Here is an 18717-nt window from a genome sequence, read left to right as displayed (position 1 = left end):
ATTCTCCCGTACGAAAAGTCAAGAAGAGCTGTTGGCGCAGCTACAAATAACTTTATTATAAATAGTAACACTACAAAAATATGAATAAAATTGTAACCTTAAATGCTTTAAGGGGGAATAGTTATTCTCTTTTTCGAAAAATTCCGTTAATGATTAACATGGGGGTATGCGCATTCTGTTTGGTACCGGCCATGGTTTTCGCAGAGAACACGCATGAAGTCACAGTCTTAAACGCTCAACAACAGACACGAAAAGCAGTCGGTGTCGTTACGGACAAAACGGGCGAGGCTATTATCGGTGCTAACGTAATTGTCAAAGGAACTACCAACGGTACCATCACGGATATGGATGGCCGTTTCGAGTTGGATGTTCCTATCAATGCGACTTTACAAGTTTCCTATATCGGTTTTAATACGCAAGAGATCGTCTTTACCGGACAACCTTCTATCGAGGTTCAATTGGTCGATGATACGCAAGCCTTGGATGAAGTCGTGGTAACCGCTTTGGGTATCAAGCGTGAGAAAAAGGCTTTGGGATATTCTATGTCTGAATTGAAAGGTGAGTCCCTGACGCAAACCCGTGATGCTAACGTGGCCAACGCTTTGGCTGGTAAGGTAGCAGGTTTGCAGATCAAGCAAAATGGTACCGGTGTCGGTGGTTCCTCTCGTATCGTGATTCGTGGTAATAACTCTATTACTGGTAATAACCAGCCGTTGATCGTTGTGGACGGTGTACCTATCGATAACTTTAGCGGTGGTACGGATGACTATTGGGGTAACGGTAACGTGGATAAAGGTTCCGGTATCTCTGATATCTCCCCGGATGATATCGAGAGTATGTCCGTATTGAAAGGCCCGGCAGCCGCGGCGTTGTATGGTAGCCGTGCAGGTAACGGTGTCGTGATGATCACGACTAAGAAAGGTAGCCAGAATAAAGGTTGGGGCGTAAGTATCAACTCGAATTTCACGGCTGAGAACCCGATGCAAACTCCGAAGTTCCAAGATGTATACGGACAAGGTATCGACGGCGCTTTCGATAATAATAAAGCGACGAGTTGGGGTGCCGTTATGGATGGTTCTCCTAAGGATATGGCGATGGGATCTCATCGCTATGCGGCTAGAGATAATAATCTGTACAAGGACTTTTTGCGCACTGGTACCACTTGGACGAATAGCGTGGATTTGAGTAAGAGCTCCGAGGATATCACTTTCCGTGCCGGTGTGACACGCTTGGATAATAAGGGGGTTGTCCCGAATAGCGGAATGGATCGTACGTCTATTAATTTGCGTTCTACGGCTAAGCTGTCTAAATGGTTATCGGCTGACGTGAAGGTCAATTATGTAAGCCAGCATACGAACAACCGTGTGAAATTAGCGGGCGACCCGGATAATATCTTCCTTAACTATTTAAGTATGCCTCGAAGTGTGGGCTTCTCTGACTATGACGCCTATAAAGATAATGATTGGAAACGTGCGGACGGAAAGCCCGCTGGTTATCTGATCGACACAGGAGCCAACGCCAATAACCCGTATTGGTCCGCTTACCGCAATACGAACAAGGATAAGAAAGACCGTTTTATCGGATTCGCGGCCTTGGATTTCACGTTTACGGATTGGTTGAGCTTGAAGCTTCGCTCTGGTATGGATAATTACACCATCCAGTATGAGACGATTCGTGCGACAGGTAACCCGTATTGGGAGAACAACGGTAGCATGACTGCCAATATGGAGAAATTCACCGAGATCAACTCCGATTTCTTATTGACTGCTAAAGGCAACTGGGATCGATTCGGTATCGTAGGTACGGTAGGTGGTAATATGATGTACCGTAATTCTACATGGTACAAGGAATCATCCGGTGAGTTTGTGATTCCCGATTTCCATGCGATCGCCAACGGTAAGACACATGGTGGTGAGTATACTCGCAACCGTAAACAAATCAACTCGCTATATGCTACGGCATCATTGTCTTGGGACGACTATTTGTATTTGGACTTAACCGCTCGTAATGACTGGTCTTCAACACTTCCGAAAGACAATGACTCTTATTTCTACCCATCGGTAGGTGTTAGCTGGATTTTCACCCAAATGTTGAATAAGATGGGGCATAACACGGGTATTCTTTCTTTCGGTAAGATCCGTGCGTCTTGGGCTCAGGTAGGTAATGATACGGACGCTTATATGCTGCGTGACTATTATAATATCAGTTATGATATTAAAGGGGGTATTTTTAATGCCAGCAACGAGGATTGGATGGCAAATCCAAATTTAAAGAATGAGACGATCAACTCTTGGGAGTTAGGCCTTGAGTTGAAGGCGTTTGAGAATAGGGTTGGTGTCGACGTAGCGTATTATAAAAAGAACGCCAAAGACCAGATCTTAAAGATCGATGTTCCTTCCGCTACAGGGTTCAAGAAAAAGATGATCAACGCCGGTAATATTGAGAATAAGGGTGTAGAGGTTGCGTTTAACGCTACTCCTTATATCTCCGAGAGTGGTTTCCAATGGGATACTCAGTTGAACTGGTCAAAGAATATCAACAAGGTAATTTCATTGACAGATGATACGAAAGAGCAGATCCTTAGTGACGCATCAGTAAGTTTCTTGAAGATCGTCGCTCACGAGGGTGGAGCCTATGGAGATATTTACGGTTACGCTTATCAACGGGATGATAACGGCAACATTATTATCGGTGCTGATGGTGTTCCTTTGAGAACGGACGATATGGTATTGTTGGGTAACAACCAGCCGAAATGGATGATGGGTTGGAGCAATACCTTGTCATATAAGAATTTCGTGTTGAACTTCATGTTCGATATGCGTTATGGCGGTGATGTGTATATGGGATCTATCCGTGCGGGTGCTTCATCCGGTAATTTAGAGATGACGTTGGATGGTCGTGATGGTATGGTTGTTCCGGGGGTATTGGCCGATGGTACTCCCAATACGAAAAGCATTACGGCTCAAGCTTATTGGAATGGTCTTTCTAGCAATAACGTGACAGAGGCTTATATGTACGATGCGACAAACATCCGTTTACGTGAGTTGAGTTTGGGTTATAATTTCCCGAGAACGATGTTGGCGAAAACTCCATTTACTTCCGCTCGCTTGAGTTTCGTGGCTCGTAACTTGTTCATGATTTATAGTAAGACAAAGGGATTCGACCCGGAGGCTGCTTATACATCTGGTAACGCTCAAGGTATCGAGTACGGTTCTATGCCTACTATGAGAAGCTTAGGTTTCAATATTAATCTGGCATTTTAATGAAACATAAATCTAAAAATGGAATTATTATGAAAAGTAGTATAAAGATATTAGCAGCTTGTTCGTTTATGATGCTGGGTGTGACTAGTTGCGACCTGACAGGTATAAATGAGAACCCGGATAAGCCGACAGATGATGTAAATTACAATATGAACGAACCTCGATTGGCCTCTACGCTACGTGGTGGGATGATTATCGATGGTGATGTGGAACAACGCTTGAAGCCTTTGCAAATTGATTTCTACTCTCAAATGTTGATCGATGGCGGTGGCTGGGCAACTAAGAATTATATCCAAAATGACGAGTGGAACAATTTAACATGGCAAGCGTATCTGACACAGATTTCCTCTATCAATATCGTGATCCGTAGTTTGATGGAAAAAGATAAGGACTTATATGCTAATACGATCGCTTTCGCTCGTATCTGGCGTGTGTATATCCATAGCCAGGCTGCGGATAAGTTTGGTCCGATGCCTTTCCCGGCCTATGCTACCGTAGAAGATAATCCTCCTTATAAATCGGTGAAGGATATCTATTATGAATATTTCACGGAATTGGATGAGGCGTTGAATAGCTTCAGCGATAGCGCTGAGCCTATATTCTCGGATGCAGGTATCGACTTGGTCTATAAGAATGACGTTTCTCTTTGGAAAAAATTTGGAAACTCCTTGCGTCTTCGTTTCGCTGTTCGTCTATCTGAGGTGGATCGAGAGAAATGTGTCGCTGAGGCAAATGCCGCTTTGACATCCCCTTGTGGCTTGATCTCAAGTAAGGCCGATAACGCTTATATGCCTCCAAAAGCGGATGGTTCTTGGGGACAAGACTATAACTATACGATGTTCCAGATTACTTGGAGCGGTCCGATCTGTATGTCCAAGTCATTTGAGAAATTAGTGACTAATATCGGTAATATCGATTGGCCTGCCGGCGTGGTAAACCAGACATCCGGAGTTGCGGTATCGAATGTACATCCCGCTAAGGTAGACCCTCGTGCCCCGAAGATGTTCCAGCCGGGTATTGAGAATGGTGATTGGAAGGGTTTGGTATACGGTGCGAAAGCCGAGGAGGCGAATACTGGTATTTATCAGTCTAAGCAATGTGCAGAGATGGGCTTTATTATTAAGGATGGTGCTCCGTATAAATCTCGTCCTTATGACATGTTCCTTTCTGAGGAAGTTGATTTCTTGAAAGCTGAGTTGTTCGCCCGTAATTTGGTCGCCGGTGATGCTAAAGCTGCTTACGAGGCAGGTGTACGTGCTTCCTTCGAGACTTGGGGTGTATCGGGTGATGTTGAGGAGTATTTGGCTTCCACGGAAAAGAATGAGGCTGGTACCAGTGCGAAATATGACGATCAACAAGGCGCGGGCAATACGGCTTTAGAAAAGATCATCACGCAGAAATATATCGCCGGACTTCCAGATTTGGCGCAGGAAGCTTGGAATGACAAGCGTCGTTTGAACTTGCCTCGTTTGGATGTGGCTGTTTATCGAGATCAAGCTGTATACAATAATAGTGATACAAATATCTTGAATCCTCAAAATTTCATCAAACGTATGAAATACCCGATGAAAGAGCAATTGGTAAATGCTGCTGAATATGAGAAAGGCAAATCCATGTTAGGTGGGAAAGGTGATGTGGTTTCGACCCCGATTTGGTGGGATAAGAATTCCAACTATTGCACATCTTCTAAATAAACAGACAGACAGATTGATTATATTGGGCTTTAACAGAAGTTGATGGTTATTCTCGTTTGGAGATACTTATCTGCGAAGAACAGTACTCCAAACGAGAATTTTTTGTAATAATTGAATAGTATTAGATAATAATTCTTACATTTACCCATGATAAATTGTGTGTGTAAATTATGAAATTATATATTTATATCTTCATTCTACTATTATTATGTATATTCCCGCTGGACGCCCAACAGGAACGTTCGGAATCCTATATTCGTATCTCCGCTCCGGTTAGCTTGGCAGGCGCTTTGGATGAGATCGAGAGCCAAACCAATTATTCTTTTATTTATGACGCTCAGGTGATCAATTTATCGGAGAAAGTGCGTAAACCTTTATCCGGGCGTTCGGTTTTCGAGATCTTAAATTTATTGTTTAAGAACACGGAGATCGTCTATACGGTCATGAATGACCAGATCATCTTGAATAAGAAAGAGGCGATAATCCAAATGCAACAAAAGCTGGATGGTAAGGTAAAAGGTATCGTGACCGACCACAAAGGAGAGCCTATTGCTTGCGTGAATGTGGTGGAGAAAGGAACGAGAAACGGTACGATTACGGATATGGATGGCAGCTTTGTCTTGGAGCTTCCCGAGGAGGCTACTTTGGTTTTTTCTTATATCGGTTATCGTTCACGGGAAATTGAGTATGAGGGGCAATTGTCATTGAATGTGCAGTTGGAGGATGACGCCCAGATTTTGGACGAGGTAGTCGTTACGGCTCTTGGTATCGAGAAGAAAGAATCTTCCTTGCCTTATGCCACCCAGTTAATCACAGGTGGGGAATTGGTAAGGGCCAAGGATTTTAATTTTATGAGTACGCTTTCCGGAAAGATGGCCGGACTCCAGATTAACCGGACTTCCGCCGGTCTGGGTAGCTCGTCCCGGGTGATTATTCGAGGTAGTCGTTCCGCGTCCGGAAATAACCAGCCTTTGTATGTGATAGACGGTGTCCCGATCTTGAGCATTAGCAGTGAGCAAGCCTTGACAACGATCGGAGGTACGGCCGATGCCGGCAACCGGGATGCGGGAGATGGTATCTCTAATCTAAATCCCGATGATATAGAGAGTTTGAGTGTCTTGAAAGGGGCTTCGGCCTCTGCGTTGTATGGGGGACAAGCGGCGAACGGTGTGATCTTGATCAAAACGAAAAAAGGTAAGGCCGGGGTACGGAATATTCATTTCTCCTCGTCGCTGACTGTCGATCAAGCGATCAGTCTCCCCAAGTTTCAGAATGAGTTTGGACGGATGGAAGGGGCGGAAACTTGTTGGGGAGACTGGGCTTCTCTTCCGGTCTATGACCCTGTCGGCGATTTCTTCCAGACGGGTATTACCGCTATTAACTCATTGATATTTACGGCAGGGAATAGCCATGTGCAAAATTATTTCTCGTATGCCAATACGACCGCACGGGGTATCGTTCCTAAGAATAATTTAAGCAAGCATAATTTTAATCTCCGTGAAAGTTCTTCTTTCTTTGATGATCGTTTGATCTTGGAGGGGCAGGTAAACTTGATACTCCAAACAATCAAAGGAAAACCTACGGCCGGGGGATTTTATATGAACCCGTTACAAGGTTTATACACGTTTCCTAGAGGGATGGATATGGCGCCTTATAAGGAGAACTTTGAGGTATATAACGAGAAACGGAATATGAACGTCCAGAACTGGTATACTACGATTACTGATTTTGAGCAAAATCCTTATTGGTTGGTCAACCGTACGGAAAACGAGGACAAACGTGCCCGTGTGTTGGCGTTGGCTTCCGCTAGTTTCAAGGTAACAGATTGGCTTACGTTACAGGGCCGTGGAAATATCGATTATGTGAATGATAAGTATCAGCAGGAAATATACGCTTCTACCTCTCCGGGTATCGCCGGTGAGAACGGGCGTTACATTTATTACACCTACCAGACTACGTTGCTCTATGGGGACTTGATGGCCAAATTGAATAAAAGCTGGGATGATTTCTCCTTGAACGCCGCTATCGGTACGAGCATAACGGACACACGCACCAGTGCGTTGAGGCTGGATTCGAAAACGGCTTCCTTGTATTATCCGAATGTCTTTACGATCGCTAATATTAACATGTCGTCCAGTGCCTACATTGAGGAGTCGGATGACGCGCGCCGGCAAATGCAATCCTTTTTTGCTATGGCGCAGTTGGGATATAAGGAAAGCCTTTACTTAGATGTGACCGCACGTAATGACTGGTCATCTACCCTTGCGTTTACGGAACGTAAATCAAGAGGTTTTTTCTATCCTTCAGTCGGTCTTTCTTGGATTATCCCTAAATCCTTCTCGATGCCATCCTTGATATCTTTTGGGAAAGTACGGGCTTCTTGGAGTAAGGTGGGTAATGATATACCCTTATTCGTTAGCAATACGGTAGGCCATATCGCCGCGGGCGGGATTCCCCAGCCGAATGATACGGCTCCGTTCGGTACCTTGAAGCCGGAGATGAGCAGCTCTTTTGAGATAGGTACCGAATGGAAATTCTTTGATTATCGTATGGACGTGGATCTTACGTTCTATAAGACCAATACGAAAAATCAACTCTTCTCTTTGCCTTCTTCCGCTGGAGCCGCATACAAGTATTATTTTGTGAATGCGGGAAATATACAGAATATGGGAGTGGAATTGACGCTTGGTGCGGTTCCTATCTTAACGAATCAGTTTAAATGGAATACGACACTCAACTTTTCCCGGAATAAAAATGAAGTAAAGAAACTACATGATGATTTGGCTAGCTTTATTCAAGGAGATGAAGGATTCTCCTCTAGCTATACGATGCGTTTGGTGGAAGGTGGCTCGTTTGGTGATATCTATGGGAAAGCTTTTGAGCGGGATAAATATGGCGCGATCGTGTATGGTCGGGACGGCTTGCCCCAAGAGATCGGCAGCGGGAATACGGCTAAGGTGGGGAATTGCAATCCGGCGTTCTTATTGGGTTGGGGAAATAGTTTCACGTATAAGGATTTCTCGTTCTATTTCTTGATTGACGGGCATTTTGGGGGAGATGTACTGGCCCAGACTCAGGCTGTGCTTGACCAAACGGGAGTGAGTAAGGTTTCCGGAGAGACCCGTACGATGGGGTATGTGGATTTGGAAGGGCATCATATTTATAACATAAAAGGATTTTATGAGCAGGTGGGAGGACGAAACGGTGTGACTGAATATTATATGTACGATGCTACCAATATCCGTTTGCGGGAGTTATCTTTGGGATATACGCTACCGAAGAGATTGTTGGGAAGGAAACAATTTGTTAAAAAGGCGGAACTGTCTTTTGTCGCCCGGAATCTGTTCTTTATTTATAAAAAGGCTCCATTTGATCCGGATGCCGTCCTTTCGGCGAGCAATAGCAATCAAGGGATCGATATATTCGGGATACCGACTACGAGAAGTGTCGGCTTTAATGTGAAACTTTCATTCTAAGCGTATGAAGACGAGATTTCTGAATAAGATGGCAGGTCTGTTGGCCGTATTACTCCTTTTTTCCTGTACGGGTAAATTCGAGGAGTATAATACCGATAATACGGGTTTTACCGATGAGCAGAAAACGTATGATTATAATACGTTCGGTGTCTGGCTAAAGGTAGTCCAGATGGGGATTTATTTTAATTATGATTGGGGGAGTGGCAAGAACTGGCATTTCCAGACGATGCAAAATCTGAACGCGGATATGTTTTCCGGTTATATGCATGATTTTAAACCCTTCAACGCCGGATTGGGAAATACGGTCTATAATTTGCAGGATGGCTGGAATGGCACGATGTGGGATAATACGTATGGATATATCATGACGGAGATAAAGCAGACGGAAGATCATTCCCGTGATAAATATCCGGCTTTCTATGCGATCGCTAAAATACTGAAAGTAGAGGTCATGCATCGGATCTCGGATTATTATGGCCCGATCGTGTATACGAAGTTCGGGGAGTCGGATGCCGGGGTAATGCCGGATTCCCAGAAAGACGCTTATTATGCTTTTTTCCGGGATTTGGGGGAGGCTATTCACCTGCTGTCTGAATATGATGGAGAGGAAACCTTTTCTCGTTTCGATATGATTATGCCGGCGAATTACAGGACGTTTGGGGAATGGATGCGTTTCGCCAACTCATTACGTTTGCGCTTGGCGATTCGTATCGCTATGGCCGACCCTGATAAGGCGAGGGATGAGGCGCATAAGTCGCTGACACATCCAGCCGGTTTGTTGGAGGAGGCTTATGAGGTCGTCGCAGTTTCTACCGCCGGAACCGGCTACTCGAATCCGCTAGGGGAGATCAATAAGGCGTGGGGAGAGGTTTTTATGAACGCTAATATGGAATCGATCCTTAAGGGATATAAAGACCCTCGGTTATCTCGTTATTTTGAGCCTGCTACCGGACAGGGATATTCCGGGGAGTACCGGGGAATCCGGCAAGGGACAGGATTTAATCATTCCCGCTATAGTGAGCATTCGAGAAGCACGATTACCCAGAAAACGGACGCTATCTTAATGACGCCCGCGGAAGTTTGGTTCTTACGTGCGGAGGCAGCCTTGCGGGGCTGGTCCGGGGAGGACGCCGGGACTTGCTATGAGCAAGGCGTACGATCATCGTTCAGCCAATGGAGGGTAGGAGAGGCCAATGCTTATTTGCGGAGTGATCATGTAGCCGCCGATTTCGTGGATACGTTTACTCCCGAGTATTCGGCGAAGGCGCTTTGCTTGGTGTCTCCGGCATGGGATGAAGAAGCCTCTAGGGAGACCAAGCTGGAGAAGATTATTACCCAAAAATGGATCGCTTGTTACCCCGAGGGCTGTGAGGCTTGGGCGGAGCAGAGGCGTACCGGTTATCCTCGTTTGTTCCCGGTTTTGGTGAATAAAAGCAATGGAAAGATCGATACGCGAACGATGATTCGTCGCTTGAATTTCCCGGTTAGCATTATTTCCGGTAACCCGGCTCAGTATTCCGCCTTGTGTGAGTATCTGGGAGGTCCGGATACCGGAGGTACTCGTTTATGGTGGGATACCGGAGTGAATTTTCGTGATTAACGACTAATTTTTCCTCTTCCTGCCAATATAATACCGAGATTCCCCTAAAAAATACTACCTTTGACATCGAAAATTATAAAAAAAGGGTTTTATGTCTTTAAAACGTTTTGGTGTCTCTTTGGAAGACAATCTGTTGGAATCATTGGATCAATATGTGAATGAGAATGGTTTCGCCAATCGTTCGCAGGCGATTCGTTTTCTGATAGAGAAGAATGTAGCCGAACGTAAATGGCAATGCAACCATATCGTAGCCGGGACGATCGTGATCATGTATGACCAAGTCAAGAAAGAGATCTCATTGAAAATCACGGGTATCCAACAAAATTATAAGGATGTGATTTTGTCGTCTTCCCAGTATTATATCAATCAGAATTTTTGCTTGCATATAGTGACGGTGATGGGAACGGCTCACCGCTTGACAGAATTGTCGGATAAGTTGACGACAATCAAAGGCATTAAGCATGGTAAGTTGGTGATGAGCCGGGCGGATTAATGCTTTTTTTTGCGGGCTTGGTAACACGTTTTTTGGTAAACGTGCCACTACGGGATGTTTAAAATGATAAATATTATAGATGTAAGTAGTATATGAGAAAAGAACTTTTACTAGTTTCCGGACTGTTGATAGGCTCCATGGCGTTTGCGATAGATCCGGCAGAGATTGACAGTCTGATCAATTTGAAAGGGGTGGTGGTTTCCGCCAACAAGATCCATGTGAACCGGAACAGTGTGCCATTATCTATCTCGGTCATCGAACGGGAGGAGATTGAGGCTAGCAGTGAATCGGCGTTGCTTCCCGTATTGTCGGAGCGAGTACCCGGGCTGTTTGTCACGGAAAAAGGGATTACAGGTTTCGGCGTTTCCGAGGGAGCGGCCGGGACGGTTAATATCCGGGGTGTCGGACAGGGTAATAAGGTCTTGATGTTGTTCGACGGACAGCCTCAATGGGCCGGTATATTCGGCCATTCGCTTCCGGATACCTATGTGGCTTCGGACGTGGAAAGGGTGGAGGTGATCCGTGGTCCGGGTGCCTTATTATACGGTTCGAACGCTATGGGAGGTGTCGTGAATATCATTACCCGCCAGCATAATCAGCCGGGACGACGTACACAAGCCCGTATCATGTACGGCTCGTATAACACCCAGAAGTATATGATTAATAATGGGTACAATATCGGTAACTTTAGTAGTTATATCTCATTGAATCATGACCGCACGGATGGACATCGTCCGGATTCGAAGTTTCATATCACGAATGGTTTCGCTAAGTTAGGATATAAGATTGATGATCATTATAAGGTGACGGGAGACGTAAGCTTAGCTAAGTTCAAGAACCAGAACCCGGGAGAGATAACAAATCCGCTTATCGATAATATAATGAATATCCTGCGAGGTACTACCTCCTTCGTTTTAGAAAATAATTACGGGAAGACAAGTGGTGCCCTTCGTGCTTTCTACAACTGGGGCCATCATAGGATTGATGATGGGTATAATCCGGGCGGGACGCCTAATCCTTATCTGTTTTATTCGGACGATCATAACGCCGGTTTCTTGCTTTATCAGTCTTTCCGCTTGGTGAAAGGGAATAGTTTTACGGTCGGTATCGATTACAAGAACTGGGGTGGTAACGCATGGCAGGATAGTATCAATGGCAACCAGAATGAGTTGGTGAATAAGACCGTAAACGAGGTAGCCGGATACGTTATCATGCAGCAGGATCTATTTGACAAGGTAAGTTTGAACGCCGGGGTTCGTTATGAGCATAACAGTATCTTCGGCGGCGAGTGGATTCCGCAGGCCGGCTTCACGGTACGTCCGTTCGAGGGAAACGTGATAAAGGCTTCTTTGTCGAAAGGCTTCCGGAGTCCGAATATACGGGAGATGTACATGTTCCCGCCTCAGAACCCAGATTTGAAACCGGAGCGCATGATGAACTACGAGGTATCCATCGGACAGACATTCTTGGATGGCAACTTGTTTACGGAGTTGACCGCCTTTTTTATCGACGGGCAAGATATGATCGAGACGACACGTATAGACGGACGCCCTAAGAATGTCAATACGGGTACTTTTACCAATAAAGGTATCGAGTTCGATTCCCGCTACCAGATTCTCAAGAATTTAAGCCTCGATATGAACTATAGCTATTTGCATACGAGCAAGGCCCTGCTGGCGGCTCCGGCGCATAAGTTTTTCGCTGGCGTGATGTATGCCCCGGGACGTTTCACTTTCAACGTGAACGTACAATCCATTTTCGACCTTTATATCAATACGGCGGACAAGGTGAAAGAGGATTACACGGTTCTGAATGCGAAGGCAGCCTACCGTTTCGGTACACGTGATAAAGGCTTGAATCTATTTGTCAAAGGAGAGAATTTAACGGCTACCCGTTATTCCATCAACGAAGGATTCCCGATGCCGAAGGCGATATTCATGGGAGGTATAGATGTTACTTTCTAGCGTGGGTAGAAAAAGAACTTCCTCGAATACTCATATCTCCTTGAATTTTATGTCTACTTTCTAATATTTGTTTTATCTTTGCTTCATCAGAGTTTATTTGATTTTGATTAAAAGAATAAAACGTTATATATATGGATGTGAAAAATGATTTGGGTGGAGGAAAGCCCACGTTGCTAATCGCGGAGGATGAGGAAAGTAATTATTTACTTCTGAAGACCATTTTACATAAATATTGTAATTTGATCCGTGCTAAAACTGGTTTGGAAGCTTTGGCTCTCTTTAAGGAAAACGAGGTGGACTTGATCTTGATGGATATAAAGATGCCTGAGATGACGGGTATCGAGTCCTTGAAGGAAATCCGTAAGCTATCGAAAGATATCCCCGTAATCATGCAGTCGGCTTATGTATTCGACTCTGATATGGAAGCCGCTAAAGAAGCCGGGGCTTCTGGTTTTATCACGAAGCCGATCAATCTAAAGGTATTGAAAAATACGATATCGCAGTATTGTCCGTCGATCGTATGGTAAGGATTTATTAAGATGTTTTAGATTTGTATAAACGGCATTTTGTCGTATTTTTTGTTATTTTTGTAGGAAATCGTCAAGAGGGCGCTTTACAAATGTATTCTAATCTACAAAAATGACATGCTTATGATAAAAAAAGAACATCTTGTATCCGACATTTCTAAACTAAAAAAAGTATATAATCAGAGCTTCCCTTGGTTGGTGACCTTAGCGGAAGAAAGTGAGAACGCAAAGTATTTTAAGGATGCTTTGCGTTCTCTTATTTTATCCCGGCTCACGGAAAAGGAAAGTACCCAAGAAAACGTAGGAATGGCGGTGGCGAGACGTATCCTTCTTTTGATTGAGCATGATGATACTTTCGTGGACGAGCTGTCTACGGGCGAGCGTCTTCCGGTGCGGACGGTCACTTATCTTTGGCAGTTCCTGATCGGCCATTTGGAAAATGAGGTCTCTCCTGATTTATTCATTGACCTATACCATCAGTTTGATTTATTGGAATATCCGGTTGAGATCCTGCCGGACCGGGCATTGGTGAAAAGGCAGATGAACCGTTGGCCGACCGGACTCGGCCCGGAGGTGATCGCTATCCGTGAGAGGAACAAGGAGCGTATCATCGCTTGCTTGATCAAGAAGATAGAAAGACGCCATAGCCTTTCGTCACGTTTTCAGTTCGCCGAGGGCATCTCCTATGAGGAGAAAGAGGCTCGGGTACGTGAGTGGTGGAATACTGCTCGTTTCCATTTGTCGATGGCGATCAAGAGTCCTACGGAATTGAACTTCTTTTTGGGATATTCCCTGTCGGATGAGACGATGAGCTTATTGGCCCGTGCCAAAAAGAAGGGGATGCCCTTTTTTGTGACTCCTTATTATCTTTCCCTATTAAATATAGAACATGAGGGGTATGATGACGCTACGGTGCGATCGTACATCATGTACTCGAACGAGCTGGTAGATACGTATGGAAGCATTAAGGCGTGGGAAAAGGAAGACATGGTCGTCGCCGATGAGCCGAATGCGGCGGGCTGGCTATTGCCGGAGGGACATAATATACACCGGAGGTATCCGGAGGTGGCGATCTTGATCCCCGATTCGATGGGGCGTGCTTGCGGTGGATTGTGCGCTTCTTGCCAGCGCATGTATGATTTCCAGAGCGAGCGGTTGAATTTCGATTTCGAGGCCCTGAAGCCTAAGGAGAGTTGGGACCGGAAGTTACGTCGTCTGATGCGTTATTTCGAGGAAGACGCCCAGCTACGGGATATCCTGATAACGGGCGGGGATGCCTTGATGAGCCAGAACGCTACCTTGCGTAAGATATTGGAGGCGGTATATAAGATGGCGGTGCGGAAACGGAAGGCGAACGAGAGCCGTTCGGAGGGCGAGAAGTACGCCGAGCTGCAACGGGTACGGCTAGGTTCCCGGTTGCTGGCTTATCTTCCGCTGCGTGTGACCGACGAGTTGGTCGGTATATTGAGGGAGTTCAAGGAGAAGGCTTCCGCTATCGGTGTGAGCCAGTTCTATATACAAACGCATTTCCAGTCTCCACTGGAGGTGACACCGGAGGCGAGGCACGCTATCGAGGCGATCTTGGCGGCGGGCTGGACGATCACGAATCAGTTGGTTTATACGGTCTCGGCTTCCCGTAGGGGGCATACGGCGAAATTACGGCAGACCTTAAACGCCCTTGGGGTGGTTTGCTATTATACGTTCTCCGTGAAGGGATTCCGGGAGAATTATGCGGTTTATACCCCGAATAGCCGCTCGTTGCAAGAGGCTCGTGAGGAGAAGATCTTCGGGCAGGTGCCGGAGGAGAAACAGGCGGAGTTGTATGATATGATCCGTAACCAGCGTCCTTTAGGCAAGTGCTTGGTTCGTTTCCTGAAGGAGAACGGGTTGCTGTTCGCCGGGACGGATCGTAACGTGTTGAACTTGCCCGCTATTGGTAAGAGCATGACTTTCCATACCATTGGACTGACTTCCGAGGGAAAGCGGATTCTTAAGTTCGATCACGACGGGAGCCGTCGGCATAGCCCGATTATCGATCAAATGGGTGAGGTCTATATCGTGGAGAATAAATCCGTGGCCGCTTACCTTAGGCAATTGAAGGAGATAGGCGAGGATGTCAATGAGTACCGTACGATCTGGAATTATTGCGAGGGAGAGACCGAGCCTCGTTTCAGTATTTATGAATACCCGGCTTATCCCTTTAAGGCCACGGACCGAATGACTAATCTTGAATTATGAATTCTATCCTCATGTGTTTGCCTTGGTTTCGTATATTTTGCTTAATTTTGTTTCATTGAATTTAGAAGGATATGATACAGAACGAAAGAGAAATCAGGCATGAGCTTGTGTTACAGGCCGCACGCCGCATGATGACAGCCGCTCGCACGGCTCCTAAAGGCAAGGGTATTGATATCATAGAGATAGCGATGGTGACGGATGGGGATATCTTGCGCCTGTCCGATGAGATGATCCGGATAGCGGCCGAGACCGGATTCAAGTTCCTGCTTCGTGACGCCGAGAATATAAAGAGTGCCGACGCCGTGGTGATTATCGGTACCTCCCAGAAAGTACAAGGCTTGAACTGCGCCCATTGCGGTTTCGATACCTGCGTGGAGAAGCCGGATTTGGTTCCGTGCGCTATTAATTCCGTCGATCTGGGTATCGCAATCGGCTCGGCTTGCGCTACGGCGGCGGACTTGCGTGTGGATACCCGTGTCATGTTCAGCGCCGGCTTGGCGGCCCAGCGATTGGGGCTGTTGGAAGACTGTAAATGCGTGATGGCGATACCGGTCAGCGCCTCGTCGAAGAACCCGTTTTTTGATCGTAAACCGAAAGAAGAACCGAAAAACTAGAAACAAATGAGTGACTCTATTCTAAAATTTGCGAATAAGCTGGAGATACGTTATTCCTTTAATAATAAATCCAATTATATGGATGCCATGACCAAGCACCGGTGTGAGAAGGAGATTCTTACGCTGATACGTTCCTTGGCGGATATGCTGGACGTGAAGCTGACGGTTTACAACGAGCCTTACGATAAGGAGGGTGGTTTCCGTGAGAAGCTGGGCGTGGCCGGGGAGAGTAGCCGCTCTATCTCTATCGTGTTGAACTTGGTGATGCAGATATTGACCCGTCCCTCCTTGTCGGTGGGTGGACAACCGCTGATGGACCGTACGCCGGCGGACGAGGAGGAGATGCAGCGTGAGCTGTCCAAGTTACGCCGTGAACTACGACTGAAGACTCCGGGGGCTACGCCTTCACACCGCTTGATCGACCTGTTGAACGCCTCGCCCCGTTTCTGTAAGTGTAAGTCTAATTTCTACGAGGCTTTGAAAGGGTATCCGAAGGTGACGAAAATCTCGGTACGTGAGTTGAACGAGAAGGATCGTAGCCGTTCCGGTTCGCTGGAGGTGAAGCGGGACCAGTTCGATTATTTTATCTTGCGTAGCGACGATCTGCCTACTGTCAAGGATAATAAGGCCACGATAGAGATCATCTCGCCGGTACTGAAAGACAGTAAATATCGCTGGAAAGGTATTTACAACAAGGGAGGCGAGACGATCGATTTCTATATGCAAGATGAGGATTTTAAGAAACAGATGTTCGAGGATAAGATCTCGTTCACGAGCGGCATGTGCATCGATTGCGTCTTGGAGATCGTCCGCCGTCTGTCGGAGCTAGGAGAGGTGGTCAACGTGAGCTATACCGTGACTACGGTGATACGTACCCGTTTCGATAAGATGGAGATCGTCACCCCTCAAGGCAAGCGGCATCTTCGTAAACTGGAAGCCGCGAAGAAGCAGCTTACGCTGGATTTGTTCGGCTAATCCGATTGCCGTATTCCCATCGCTCCCAAGCACTACAGTGTTTCTACTTGAACACAGTAATATTCATCAGCGAACACAATAGTATTCAATCCCGGACACAATAGTCTTTTTGCTTTGAATACTATTGTGTTTTCACATAGAGGATCTGTACGTCTTATTTATTCTTCTCCAAGCTTATCTTGTAATAGTTTGGGATTATTACGGCAATCCCAAACCGCAACGATATGACAGGTATCTTTCTCGTGGAAGTAAATTAATTTTATTTTTACCATGTTTCGGCTTCTTTTACTAGGTCGTCGTGACTTTGTCCTAGGCCTTGGCGGGCATCTTGTACACCTTGGCGTACACGTTGTGTCAATTCGCCAACGTCATATTTACAAGGGCTGTCCCGTTCGACTTTATTTCGCAGCTGGCACAGATATTTTTTCAGCTGTGTCATCGCCTCTTCGTTATCTAGCAGGAAATTAAGATTCTCGAAGATGTCTGCCCTTAATTCCATCGTTGTCATACGGATCCTCCTTATTCTTTAAATGAGTACTGTGAGCAAAGATAATGTTTATCCATTTAATTTACCGTATATTTCCTCGGATAATTGAATGCGATCGCCAATAAGGCGCCTGCTCCCAATAGATATGGGTAGTAAAGATATTGCATGATCTCGATAGGGGAGACATGCCCGAGTCCGGCGGCCATCAACATCTGGGCGCCGTAGGGGATGATTCCCTGTACGAAGCAAGAGAAGATATCCAATAGGCTGGCGCTGCGGCGGGGATCTATCTTGAACCGGTCCGCTATATCCTTGGCGATCGGGCCAGCCATGATGAGGGCGATCGTATTGTTGGCCGTGCAAAGATTGGCGAAGCTCACCAAGGCCGCTATGCTCATCTCGGCTCCCTTGGAGGAATGGATGCGGGAGGTAAGCTTGCGGATGATCCAGTCGATACCCCCGTTATAACGGATCATTTCCAACATGCCTCCTGCCAGAAGCGTCACGATAATCAGCTCGCCCATATTGGTGATACCTAGTCCCATGGAGGCGTTCCAGCCCCAAATATCAAAGCTACCGGTCCACAGACCTACTATACCGGACAGGGCGATCCCCATGAATAGCACCAACATGACATTGATCCCGCAAACGGCGGTTACCAACACCACCAGATAAGGGATCACCTTGACCCATTCGATCGGGGCCGGGGCGTAAGCGTTCTCCACGCCGCTTCCCACCAGCACGTATATCAATCCGGTCAGGATCGCTATCGGGAGGGCGATACGGATATTCACCTTGAACTTATCGGACATCTGGCACCCCTGCGTGCGGGTAGCTACGATAGTCGTATCGGATATGAACGACAGGTTGTCGCCGAACATGGCGCCGCTCACCACGACACCCAGCATAAGGGCGTCCGGCATCCCCGTCTTGTCCGCTATACCGACAGCTACCGGGGCCAAGGCCACGATCGTGCCCACCGACGTACCTACCGAGATGGATATGAAGCAAGCGGCTAGGAAGATTCCGGCCGCCAACAGGTTACCGGGCAGGATGGACATCGCCAGATTCACGGTAGCGTCTACGGCACCCATCGCCTTGGCGGTCTGCGCGAAGGCCCCGGCGAGGATGAAGATCAATACCATCAGCATGATATTGCTGTTGGCCGCCCCCCGGCAGAACTGCTCGATACGGTTGCTTAATTTGCCTCCCTTGGAGATCGCTATCGCTACGATCGAGGAGATGACGAAGGCTACCGTTATCGGCATCTTATAGAAATCTCCCGCCACGATAGATACCACCAAATAAGTCAATAAGAATACCACCAGCGGCGTCAATGCCCATGCGTTCGGTCTGCGTTCCAACTCCCCCATTTTCTTATCTCTC

At 46.5% G+C, this 18717-nt stretch carries 12 protein-coding genes; 10 read left to right on the top strand and 2 right to left on the bottom strand.

The genetic code is table 11. The features are described 5' to 3' along the window. Window positions 1-80 precede the first annotated feature (80 nt). The 10 genes from CI959_RS19485 to CI959_RS19440 all read left to right on the top strand — a co-directional run bounded on the left by CI959_RS19485 (window position 81) and on the right by CI959_RS19440 (window position 16844). A complete protein-coding gene (locus tag CI959_RS19485) occupies window positions 81-3263 on the top strand; it encodes a TonB-dependent receptor (protein WP_034526911.1) in 3183 nt (1060 codons plus the stop codon). A gap of 29 nt (window positions 3264-3292) precedes the next feature. Next, window positions 3293-4957, top strand: a complete 1665-nt coding sequence (locus CI959_RS19480) for a SusD/RagB family nutrient-binding outer membrane lipoprotein (RefSeq protein WP_005857803.1) — start codon at window positions 3293-3295, stop codon at window positions 4955-4957. A gap of 170 nt (window positions 4958-5127) precedes the next feature. Beyond that, window positions 5128-8433 carry a SusC/RagA family TonB-linked outer membrane protein gene (locus CI959_RS19475; RefSeq protein ID WP_005857801.1) on the top strand — a complete coding sequence of 1102 codons (3306 nt, stop codon included), beginning with the start codon at window positions 5128-5130 and terminating at the stop codon, window positions 8431-8433. Between the two features lie 4 nt (window positions 8434-8437). Next, window positions 8438-10033, top strand: coding sequence for a SusD/RagB family nutrient-binding outer membrane lipoprotein (locus CI959_RS19470; protein WP_005857799.1), 1596 nt, complete (start codon window positions 8438-8440; stop codon window positions 10031-10033). Between the two features lie 91 nt (window positions 10034-10124). Continuing rightward, window positions 10125-10526 (top strand): nickel-responsive transcriptional regulator NikR, encoded by a 402-nt coding sequence (nikR, locus tag CI959_RS19465; RefSeq protein ID WP_005857797.1) that lies wholly within the window; start codon window positions 10125-10127, stop codon window positions 10524-10526. Between the two features lie 92 nt (window positions 10527-10618). After that, on the top strand, window positions 10619-12490 hold the full coding sequence (locus tag CI959_RS19460) for a TonB-dependent siderophore receptor (protein WP_057316919.1): 1872 nt from the start codon (window positions 10619-10621) through the stop codon (window positions 12488-12490). 131 nt (window positions 12491-12621) lie between these two features. Continuing rightward, window positions 12622-13017 (top strand): response regulator, encoded by a 396-nt coding sequence (locus CI959_RS19455; RefSeq protein ID WP_009275015.1) that lies wholly within the window; start codon window positions 12622-12624, stop codon window positions 13015-13017. A gap of 123 nt (window positions 13018-13140) precedes the next feature. Continuing rightward, entirely contained in the window at window positions 13141-15255 is a 2115-nt protein-coding gene (locus tag CI959_RS19450) for a KamA family radical SAM protein (RefSeq protein ID WP_057316921.1), read from the top strand. Window positions 15256-15326: 71 nt separating this feature from the next. After that, the gene (locus CI959_RS19445; RefSeq protein ID WP_005857789.1) at window positions 15327-15869 is read left to right on the top strand and encodes a ferredoxin domain-containing protein; all 543 of its coding nucleotides are present in this window, start codon (window positions 15327-15329) and stop codon (window positions 15867-15869) included. 6 nt (window positions 15870-15875) lie between these two features. Next, on the top strand, window positions 15876-16844 hold the full coding sequence (locus tag CI959_RS19440; protein WP_008779683.1) for a hypothetical protein: 969 nt from the start codon (window positions 15876-15878) through the stop codon (window positions 16842-16844). 265 nt (window positions 16845-17109) lie between these two features. Here the strand turns inward: CI959_RS19440 and CI959_RS19435 are convergent, their stop codons facing one another. Together CI959_RS19435 and CI959_RS19430 are read right to left on the bottom strand one after the other, a co-directional pair. Further along, window positions 17110-17352: a hypothetical protein gene (locus CI959_RS19435; RefSeq protein ID WP_005857785.1), complete on the bottom strand. Its 243-nt coding sequence runs from the start codon at window positions 17350-17352 to the stop codon at window positions 17110-17112. Between the two features lie 56 nt (window positions 17353-17408). Then, complete coding sequence (locus tag CI959_RS19430; RefSeq protein WP_057316923.1) at window positions 17409-18704, bottom strand: Na+/H+ antiporter NhaC family protein; 1296 nt, start codon at window positions 18702-18704, stop codon at window positions 17409-17411. Between the last annotated feature and the right edge of the window lie 13 nt (window positions 18705-18717).

The organism is Parabacteroides sp. AT13 (assembly GCF_002272965.1).
Taxonomy (GTDB): domain Bacteria; phylum Bacteroidota; class Bacteroidia; order Bacteroidales; family Tannerellaceae; genus Parabacteroides; species Parabacteroides distasonis.
This window is presented reverse-complemented; position numbering and strand designations above follow the sequence as displayed.

What these genes read in the sequence shown, in the direction of transcription:
- CI959_RS19485 (WP_034526911.1), top strand. Translation starts at nt 81, where the DNA reads ATGAATAAAATTGTAACCTTAAATGCTTTAAGGGGGAATAGTTATTCT.
- CI959_RS19480 (WP_005857803.1), top strand. Translation starts at nt 3,293, where the DNA reads ATGAAAAGTAGTATAAAGATATTAGCAGCTTGTTCGTTTATGATGCTG.
- CI959_RS19475 (WP_005857801.1), top strand. Translation starts at nt 5,128, where the DNA reads ATGAAATTATATATTTATATCTTCATTCTACTATTATTATGTATATTC.
- CI959_RS19470 (WP_005857799.1), top strand. Translation starts at nt 8,438, where the DNA reads ATGAAGACGAGATTTCTGAATAAGATGGCAGGTCTGTTGGCCGTATTA.
- nikR (WP_005857797.1), top strand. Translation starts at nt 10,125, where the DNA reads ATGTCTTTAAAACGTTTTGGTGTCTCTTTGGAAGACAATCTGTTGGAA.
- CI959_RS19460 (WP_057316919.1), top strand. Translation starts at nt 10,619, where the DNA reads ATGAGAAAAGAACTTTTACTAGTTTCCGGACTGTTGATAGGCTCCATG.
- CI959_RS19455 (WP_009275015.1), top strand. Translation starts at nt 12,622, where the DNA reads ATGGATGTGAAAAATGATTTGGGTGGAGGAAAGCCCACGTTGCTAATC.
- CI959_RS19450 (WP_057316921.1), top strand. Translation starts at nt 13,141, where the DNA reads ATGATAAAAAAAGAACATCTTGTATCCGACATTTCTAAACTAAAAAAA.
- CI959_RS19445 (WP_005857789.1), top strand. Translation starts at nt 15,327, where the DNA reads ATGATACAGAACGAAAGAGAAATCAGGCATGAGCTTGTGTTACAGGCC.
- CI959_RS19440 (WP_008779683.1), top strand. Translation starts at nt 15,876, where the DNA reads ATGAGTGACTCTATTCTAAAATTTGCGAATAAGCTGGAGATACGTTAT.
- CI959_RS19435 (WP_005857785.1), bottom strand. Translation starts at nt 17,352, where the DNA reads ATGACAACGATGGAATTAAGGGCAGACATCTTCGAGAATCTTAATTTC.
- CI959_RS19430 (WP_057316923.1), bottom strand. Translation starts at nt 18,704, where the DNA reads ATGGGGGAGTTGGAACGCAGACCGAACGCATGGGCATTGACGCCGCTG.